The organism is Photobacterium phosphoreum (assembly GCF_002954725.1).
Classification (GTDB): domain Bacteria; phylum Pseudomonadota; class Gammaproteobacteria; order Enterobacterales; family Vibrionaceae; genus Photobacterium; species Photobacterium phosphoreum.
Map to the genome: position 1 here is coordinate 2,621,524 of NZ_MSCQ01000001.1, position 8,401 is coordinate 2,629,924.

Annotated in this window: 8 protein-coding genes; 4 read left to right on the plus strand and 4 right to left on the minus strand. The window is 43.7% G+C overall.

Going from position 1 to position 8,401, the window contains the following annotated elements:
• Positions 1-18: 18 nt before the first annotated feature.
• Both envZ and ompR read right to left on the minus strand, forming a co-directional pair.
• Positions 19-1,353 carry a two-component system sensor histidine kinase EnvZ gene (envZ, locus tag BTO21_RS11620; protein WP_045031794.1) on the minus strand — a complete coding sequence of 445 codons (1,335 nt, stop codon included), beginning with the start codon at positions 1,351-1,353 and terminating at the stop codon, positions 19-21.
• A 3-nt stretch (positions 1,354-1,356) separates the two neighbouring features.
• The gene (gene ompR, locus BTO21_RS11625) at positions 1,357-2,076 is read right to left on the minus strand and encodes an osmolarity response regulator transcription factor OmpR (RefSeq protein WP_045031792.1); all 720 of its coding nucleotides are present in this window, start codon (positions 2,074-2,076) and stop codon (positions 1,357-1,359) included.
• Positions 2,077-2,492: 416 nt separating this feature from the next.
• On the opposite strand from ompR, the gene greB reads away from it, so the two are divergent.
• Both greB and BTO21_RS11635 read left to right on the plus strand, forming a co-directional pair.
• Positions 2,493-2,966 carry a transcription elongation factor GreB gene (gene greB, locus BTO21_RS11630; RefSeq protein ID WP_105026803.1) on the plus strand — a complete coding sequence of 158 codons (474 nt, stop codon included), beginning with the start codon at positions 2,493-2,495 and terminating at the stop codon, positions 2,964-2,966.
• A gap of 168 nt (positions 2,967-3,134) precedes the next feature.
• Positions 3,135-5,471: a Tex family protein gene (locus tag BTO21_RS11635; RefSeq protein ID WP_045031789.1), complete on the plus strand. Its 2,337-nt coding sequence runs from the start codon at positions 3,135-3,137 to the stop codon at positions 5,469-5,471.
• A gap of 56 nt (positions 5,472-5,527) precedes the next feature.
• Here BTO21_RS11635 and BTO21_RS11640 read toward each other — a convergent pair whose 3' ends face one another.
• Together BTO21_RS11640 and bioH are read right to left on the minus strand one after the other, a co-directional pair.
• Positions 5,528-5,986 carry a hypothetical protein gene (locus BTO21_RS11640; RefSeq protein WP_045031787.1) on the minus strand — a complete coding sequence of 153 codons (459 nt, stop codon included), beginning with the start codon at positions 5,984-5,986 and terminating at the stop codon, positions 5,528-5,530.
• A 134-nt stretch (positions 5,987-6,120) separates the two neighbouring features.
• A complete protein-coding gene (bioH, locus tag BTO21_RS11645; protein WP_045031785.1) occupies positions 6,121-6,885 on the minus strand; it encodes a pimeloyl-ACP methyl ester esterase BioH in 765 nt (254 codons plus the stop codon).
• A gap of 35 nt (positions 6,886-6,920) precedes the next feature.
• Here bioH and BTO21_RS11650 point away from each other — a divergent pair, with 35 nt between their 5' ends.
• Together BTO21_RS11650 and nfuA are read left to right on the plus strand one after the other, a co-directional pair.
• A complete protein-coding gene (locus BTO21_RS11650; RefSeq protein WP_052672708.1) occupies positions 6,921-7,631 on the plus strand; it encodes a ComF family protein in 711 nt (236 codons plus the stop codon).
• Positions 7,632-7,756: 125 nt separating this feature from the next.
• Positions 7,757-8,344, plus strand: a complete 588-nt coding sequence (gene nfuA / locus BTO21_RS11655) for a Fe-S biogenesis protein NfuA (protein ID WP_045031783.1) — start codon at positions 7,757-7,759, stop codon at positions 8,342-8,344.
• The last annotated feature ends 57 nt before the right edge of the window (positions 8,345-8,401 follow it).

The window sequence follows — 8,401 nt, forward strand, 5'->3', positions numbered from 1 at the left end:
GAATGCTAGTTTAAACCATCATTGTTTTACTTTATGTAATGGCAAACTAATCTCAACTCTTAAGCCACCTTCACTGCGATTACGCACCGAGATAGCCCCTTCGTTTTGATCAATGATCCGCTTTACAATTGCCAATCCAAGTCCAGTTCCTTCCGTTTCATTCCCTCGAGCAGAATCACCGCGGGTAAGAGGTTGAAACATTTTAGTGACTTGGTTGGGTTCAATACCCGGTCCATCATCTTCAACACAAAACCATGCTGATTTACGATCAACCGATGCACCACTGGAAATTTTAACCCAGCCATTACCGTACCGTTGCGCATTAATGACTAGATTGGCAACCGCACGTTTAAGGGCTACCGCATTGGCTGACACCGAGCCTGGAATTGGGGTTAATTGCTGTTCAATAACATTGCCATAGCTACCTTCAGTATAAGCGACATCTTCTAACAACATATTAAGATCAATATCTTCTTCATCTTGTTTTTTAGTCGATTTTAAATAGTCCATAAACTGACTAATTATCGCATTACATTCTTCGGTATCAATGATCATCGATTCAGCTAAATAACTGTCCTCCGGTGACATCATTTCCGTCGCTAAGCGAATCCGCGTTAATGGCGTTCGCAAGTCATGGCTGACTCCTGCCATTAATAAAGCACGATCATCTTCAAGCTGTTTTATACCTTGTGACATCTGGTTAAACGCTTTGGTTACTGAGCGAATTTCAGATGCACCTTGTTCCGGTAATTGTGGCGGGGTTTCACCGCGCCCTACCAGCAATGCCGCTTGCTCCAATTCAACTAACGGTCGATTTTGAATGCGAATAAATAACCATCCACCAGCAATGACTAAAAAGGCAATAATTAAGCTATAACGAAATAAAGGAGAAAAGTCATCTTCTTGCAGTTCAGACAACGGGATCCGCATCAGAAAGTTTGGCATCGCATCGGTTTTCATCCACAGCACATAACTATGAGTACCAAGCAATAGCCGTACATCCGTTGGAGAGTGCAATTCACGTGACATTTCTTCACTCAAATAACTAATATGAGTGGCGTCATTAAATTCTTCTGCACCTGGAGAATTAGGCGCATGTAAAGTCACGCCCAACTCTTCGAGTAATTTACGTCGAATCGGTCGATCAAGATGGACAGTTTGGCCGTCGGCCATTTTAATATTTTCTTTCAGCATCAATTTTACTTCGTAAGCTAAAATACGATTAAATTGCTGAATACTAGGAAGGAGCGCGTAATTTACTATGGTTAGATATGAAAAAATCTGGCTTGATATTAACAAGCCAGCTAACAATATCAGTGTTCGCGCAAAAGTACTTTTGGGCGATAACCGCATGGCTTACGCCTCACGACCATCAGGGACAAACACATACCCTAAACCCCATACCGTTTGAATATAACGTGGGCGACTAGGATCTTCTTCTACCATACGGCGTAAACGTGAAATCTGAACATCAATCGAACGTTCCATCGCTGAATATTCACGACCACGGGCCATATTCATTAGTTTGTCACGAGACATTGGCTCGCGCGCATTGGTCACTAATGCTTTTAATACCGCAAATTCACCGGATGTCAGTGGCATTGGAGCATCGCCACGGAACATTTCACGCGTACCAAGATTAAGGCGGAATTCACCAAACTCAATCACTTTATTTGAAACACTTGGCGCACCCGGTGCTTCAATGGTTTGGCGGCGTAATACTGCGCGAATACGGGCAAGTAGTTCACGCGGATTAAATGGCTTTGGCAGATAATCATCTGCACCGACTTCAAGCCCCACAATACGATCAACTTCATCGCCTTTTGCGGTTAGCATTAAAATAGGCAGCATGTTGTTAGCATTACGTAAACGACGACAAATAGATAAGCCATCTTCACCTGGTAACATTAAATCTAATACCATCAGGTGAAACGTTTCACGTGCAAGTAAACGATCCATTTGCTCGCCATTAGCAACGCTACGTACCTGAAATCCTTGCTCAGAAAGATAACGTTCAAGCAACGCACGCAAACGCATGTCGTCATCGACCACTAATATCTTATAATTTTCCTGCATTTTTCACCTTCATCGATCACGATAGCATAGTGTTACTAAATGTACGCGAGTCGTAATAACTAACGCTTAATTTGATTGTAGAGTAGCAATAATCACCAACACACAATAATCACTGCCTGTTATAAATTATAACATGCTAATTACTATCATGATTGTGTTATTAAGATTACAACAATATTCAACAATTCCCTTTTTGTATGTCTTTATAGCATGACACCTCACCGCTGAATACCACTTTACTTAAGAGATTAATTTACTATCCAGACAAGATTACATTTCACCACTATTGTTCTTTTTTACAATTAATTCGCTTAACGGATACGAGCATTTTTACGCCACGCAATTTATGGTTATGCTACTTCCTATTTCTCGCCAGCAATGATAGAACAATGCCAAACTATCGTTGGAGAATAATAATGAGAACCAATTTAATTACCCGTGAAGGGTTGAATAAATTAGAACAAGAATTGGATTTTTTATGGCGTGAAGACCGTCCTGAAGTGACTAAAAAAGTCACCTGGGCTGCGAGTCTAGGCGATCGGAGCGAAAATGCTGATTATCAATACAACAAGAAACGGCTGCGTGAAATTGATCGCAGAGTGCGTTTTTTACGTAAACGCTTAGAAGCGGTAAAAGTCATTGATTATTCACCACAACAAGATGGCAAAGTATTCTTTGGAGCGTGGGTTGAGATTGAAAATGAAGCCGGAGAACAAAAAACATTTCGCATCGTTGGCCCTGATGAAATCTATGGCCGTAACGATTACATCTCCATCGACTCACCAATGGCACGGGCATTACTCAGTAAACAAGTTGACGATGATACTGTTGTAACGACCCCATTAGGTAAAAAAACATGGTTTATTAATAACATTCGCTATCATGACTAAATCACGACTAACGCTAAAACAACACTAAACCATTATCCCAACCCCAATCCAACGAACAGCAATCCATGGCTGATATATAGCCTGACACACTCTTCACCGCGGTTGACTTGCCAGATCAAGATTCAGCCGTAGAATGGAAGCTTAACGATCAACAAGAGATATCAACGGATGAGCAACGCTATCAACCACCAGATCGCCACCGAACTGAATGTGCGCCCAGAACAAGTCAATGCCGCAGTCACCTTACTTGATGACGGTAATACGGTACCCTTTATTGCCCGTTACCGTAAAGAAGTCACGGGCGAATTGGATGACACCCAACTACGTAATTTAGAATCACGCTTAGGCTACTTGCGTGAACTCGATAGCCGTCGTCAGGTCATTCTAAAATCAATCACAGACCAAGGTAAACTGACACCAGCATTGGCTGCTGAAATTAATAGTGCTGACAGTAAAACCCGCCTTGAAGATCTCTACCTGCCTTATAAACAAAAACGCCGTACCAAAGGTCAGATTGCGATTGAAGCCGGCATTGCGCCCCTCGCTGAATTGTTATGGAGCCAACCGCAACACTCACCAGAAACCGCCGCAGAGCAATACCTTAATCCTGAACAAGGGTTTGCAGATAGCAAAGCGGTACTGGATGGTGCCCGTGCTATTCTGATGGAACAATTTGCTGAAGATGCAGCATTACTTGAAAAAATTCGTCGCCAGCTCAATACTCATGCTGAAATCACCTCGCGCATTATTGAAGGCAAAGAGCATGATGGGGCTAAGTTTAAAGATTACTTTGACTATAACGAGCCGATCAAAAATGTACCTTCCCACCGCGCGTTAGCATTATTCCGCGGTAGAAATGAAGGCTTCTTACAATTATCACTCGATGCCGATCCCAATAAAGACCAAGCAGTACGTAGTTCATATTGTGAAGTGATTATTGCAGAACATTATAACGTAACCCTCGGCACCCAAGCTGCTGACACATGGCGTAAACAAGTGATCAGTTGGGCATGGCGCATTAAGATTTTAATGCACATGGAAACAGAATTAATGGGCATTTTGCGTGAAAAAGCCGAAGACGGTGCGATTCAGGTTTTTGCTGATAACCTCCATGACTTATTGATGGCTGCACCCGCTGGCCCACGAATCACACTCGCACTCGATCCCGGTTTACGTACTGGTAGTAAGATTGCTGTGGTCGATGAAACCGGTAAAGTATTAGACACCGCCACTATTTACCCTCACCAACCGCACAACAAAATTGCTGAATCAACCAAAGTGGTTGTAGCGCTAATTAATAAGCATAACGTTAACTTAATTGCGATTGGTAATGGCACTGCTTCACGTGAAACAGATGCATTTGTCGCAACGCTAATTAAAGACAATCAACTCAAAGTACAAAGCGTAATGGTCAGTGAAGCGGGAGCATCAGTTTACTCTGCATCCGAACTGGCAGCGAAAGAATTCCCTAATATGGATGTGTCGATTCGTGGTGCAGTATCGATTGGTCGTCGCTTGCAAGACCCATTGGCAGAGCTGGTTAAAATCGATCCGAAATCAATCGGTGTCGGCCAATACCAACATGATGTAAGCCAAAGCATGCTCGCTAAACGCTTGGATGTGGTGGTTGAAGACTGTGTAAATGCCGTCGGTGTGGATGTAAACACCGCGTCAGCTGCACTGTTAACCCGTGTTGCTGGTTTAAATGCCACCATTGCACAGAACATTGTTAATTATCGTGATGAAAATGGCCGCTTTGATGCCCGTACCGCCCTTAAAAAAGTCGCACGATTAGGGCCAAAAGCGTTTGAACAATGTGCGGGTTTCTTACGGATCATGAACGGTAAAAACCCACTTGATAGCTCTGCTGTTCACCCTGAGTCTTATGTTGTGGTCAAAGCGATTTCAGCAGCTAACAACAAACCCGTCGATGCCATTATTGGTAATAGTGACTTTTTGCGTAACCTTAAAGCGATTGATTATACCGATGCACATTTCGGTTTACCGACGGTCACAGACATCATTAGCGAGCTTGATAAACCCGGCCGCGATCCGCGTCCTGAGTTTAAAACTGCGACTTTTGCCGAGGGCGTTAACGAAGTAAAAGACTTAATACCAGGCATGGTATTGGAAGGCGTGATCACCAACGTGACTAACTTTGGTGCTTTCGTTGATGTCGGTGTCCATCAAGATGGTTTGATTCATATCTCTGCCCTGTCTGATAAATTCATTTCAGATCCACGTGAAGTGGTTAAAGCCGGCGATGTAGTCAAAGTGAAAGTGATGGAAGTGGATATTCAACGTAAACGTATTGCGATGACGATGCGTTTAAGCGATGAGCCAGGTCAAGAAAAACCAAGCCGCCAATCAACTAGCGCCGCAGTACCGCGCCAGCAACCGGCTCGTCAACAACCACGTCAAAATAGCGCCCCTGCTCCACAAAAAAACACCCCACCGATGGGCGGTGCTTTTGCCGCTGCGTTTGCCAATGCTAAGAAAAAATAGCCGTTCTTAACCGGCCCAGAAATATCAACAGTCAGACAGAACGTCTGGCTGTTGGTTTAGATAACCTGTAAATATTGTGTTGGCGGATTCGGCAATGTGGCTTGAGCGTAATGGTGGCTCACAACCCCTTTGGTTCGTTCACTGGCACTGATGAGCGCTAATTGTTGTAATAATTCTCGTGGAAGTTCAATGTGCATCGAATAACCTAATGGCTGATCTGGTGTCACATAATTCCCCAATGAAAGAACCGCCACTAGCTGTGCTAACTGCTGCTGATAACCTTTAAAAGTCGTCGCTTGTGGTTGCGCATAATCAGGATGTTCACTTGGGTCCCAACTCGGTTTCTTACGCTGTCTTTCTTCTGCACTCAAGCCGTTTTCAGCGGTCGCGGCACTACTTTCAACCACAGCAACAATCTTTTCACGGACACGATTATCCCGCGCAACTTGATCCGTTAGTGGATTGCTTGTTGTCGCCAATACTGGTGTCGTTGATTGTAATGGAGCAATCACCATGTTTGAAAACCCACCATTGTCATGCCAAAAATAACGCTATAACGCCTTCGTGATTATATCGACCACCTGCAGTAATTATTAACCTAAAACACCCCTTATTAATGCCACCATCTGACGCAAAGCACAAAAGTAGCTCAATCAATGAAATCTGTCACCACCGTAATAAACTCATTCAAATGAGAAATAAACGGTGCATGAGATGCATCGGCAAAAATATAACTCTGTGATTGTGGATATTGCGCGCTTAATACGGGTTCCGTTTTAATCGGTACTAATGCATCTAAGCGACCATATAAACGTAACCATGGTTGTGATAACGCATTTAATGATGGCCGTAAATCTACATTTTCAAGTAACGTGAGTCCGAGTGTTAAGGCGGCTAATTGCGGTTGCGGCCGTGATAGCACTGCTGCTTTCAATTGTCGAATATCCTCTTTTGCGGTTCGACTTCCCAAGGCTTGCAATGTTAAAAACCGTTCAATAGTGATAGCAAAATCAGCCACCAATTGCGTTTGAAAGTTAGCCAGCACTCGAGGCTGTATTCCAACCCATTCACTTCGGGCCATAAAACATGGCGAGCTTGCAACGGTAATCAATTGTGTTACTCGCTGTGGTGCAATCAAGGCCGCTTGCGTTGCAATGATCCCGCCTAATGACCACCCGAGCCAGATAGCTTCCGCTGGCGCTTGAACCAATAATTGCGCAACAATCTCATTCAACGACGTCGCAATAATGGCACCGCTATCACCATAACCGGGCAGATCACACCAATGTACACGATAGTGTTGACTCAACATCGGGATCACATCTTGCCATACGCCGACATTCATTCCCCATCCATGAATGAGAACCAGATCAGGTCCCTGCCCTTCACTGTGCCAATCAAGCTGTGCTGTCATTTATACTTCCTTTCATCGATTGTTTGCGAGTAATAATGATGCCAAACAGAGTGCCATCATGGCGAGATAATTTATACCAACAATTACTGTTTCGACATTGCGCCCTATGCCAACTTCCTCTCACTCAAACAGAACAATATTGGTGCAACCATTGTATAACCCTTTTTCCGAACCACCCTTATTGTCACCATTGTGGCACCACGACCTTGATCAACGTTGAAGATTGTGGTCGTTGCTTAAGCTCCCCACCGCGATGGCAGCGCCTCTACCGCTTAGGTGAATATCGGCCACCTTTACAACAATTGGTACATCAGTTGAAATTTTACGGTAAATTTTGGTTAGCGCAGCCACTGGCACAACAACTCGCGCGTCAAATTACCCATCCTGCACCGCTACTCTTACCGGTTCCTTTACATTGGCGACGTTACTGCCAACGCGGTTTTAATCAGAGCCATCAGTTAGCATTGGCACTGGGTACTATTTTTAAGAGCCGCGTTGATCCTCATGCTTTTCAACGAGTACGTCATACGCCATCACAACAACAACTAACCAAAGTCCAACGCCAGCATAATCTGCACCATGCGTTCAAATTACGGCGACAAACATTACCCGACCATGTCGCGATTATTGATGATGTCATCACTACCGGCGCTACTGTCCATCAGTTAACCCAACTGCTGATTCAACACGGCGTTAAACAAATAGATATTTATACGCTCTGTCATACTGAGTCATCCGTTAATTAATACAGCACAAAAAAGACGCGCATTTATTAATAAAACGTGGTCAAATAAAAATGTCGTTTTAAAGATGCGGCAATGACTCACAAAGAGTAGAATAAATAAAACTTACTAAATCAGTCAGGTATTACATCGTGTCTATGATCACTATTACTGAAAACGCTCAGCAGCACTTTGGCAAACTTCTTGCCCAGCAGCCTGAGGGTACTAATATCCGTGTTTTTGTTGTCAACCCTGGCACTCAAAGTGCTGAATGTGGCGTATCCTACTGCCCACCTGAAGCGGTTGAAGCAAGTGACACAGAAATGAAGCTTGAGCTATTTTCTGCTTTTATCGACGAACTAAGTTATCCTTTCCTTGATGATGCTGAAATCGATTTTGTTACCGACAAAATGGGTTCACAGTTAACATTAAAAGCACCTAACGCGAAAGTGCGTAAAGTGGCTGATGATGCATCATTGATTGAGCGTGTTGATTACGTACTTCAAACTCAAATCAACCCACAACTTGCTGGCCATGGCGGTAATGTATCATTATCTGAAATCACTGAAGATGGCGTTGCTATTTTACAATTCGGTGGTGGTTGTAATGGTTGTTCAATGGTTGATGTGACGCTAAAAGAAGGCATCGAGAAAGAGCTATTAGCGCAATTTGAAGGCGAGTTAACTGGTGCACGTGATATTACCGATCACGCCCGTGGCGATCACTCTTACTATTAATCGTTTCAAGTCACTATTGCAGCAACAAGCAAATAGCAAAAAGCCGCATCAAAATGT

Excerpts from the sequence above, each read along its gene's own strand:
- envZ (WP_045031794.1), bottom strand. The coding sequence starts at position 1,353 with ATGCGGTTATCGCCCAAAAGTACTTTTGCGCGAACACTGATATTGTTA.
- ompR (WP_045031792.1), bottom strand. The coding sequence starts at position 2,076 with ATGCAGGAAAATTATAAGATATTAGTGGTCGATGACGACATGCGTTTG.
- greB (WP_105026803.1), top strand. The coding sequence starts at position 2,493 with ATGAGAACCAATTTAATTACCCGTGAAGGGTTGAATAAATTAGAACAA.
- BTO21_RS11635 (WP_045031789.1), top strand. The coding sequence starts at position 3,135 with ATGAGCAACGCTATCAACCACCAGATCGCCACCGAACTGAATGTGCGC.
- BTO21_RS11640 (WP_045031787.1), bottom strand. The coding sequence starts at position 5,986 with ATGGTGATTGCTCCATTACAATCAACGACACCAGTATTGGCGACAACA.
- bioH (WP_045031785.1), bottom strand. The coding sequence starts at position 6,885 with ATGACAGCACAGCTTGATTGGCACAGTGAAGGGCAGGGACCTGATCTG.
- BTO21_RS11650 (WP_052672708.1), top strand. The coding sequence starts at position 6,921 with ATGATGCCAAACAGAGTGCCATCATGGCGAGATAATTTATACCAACAA.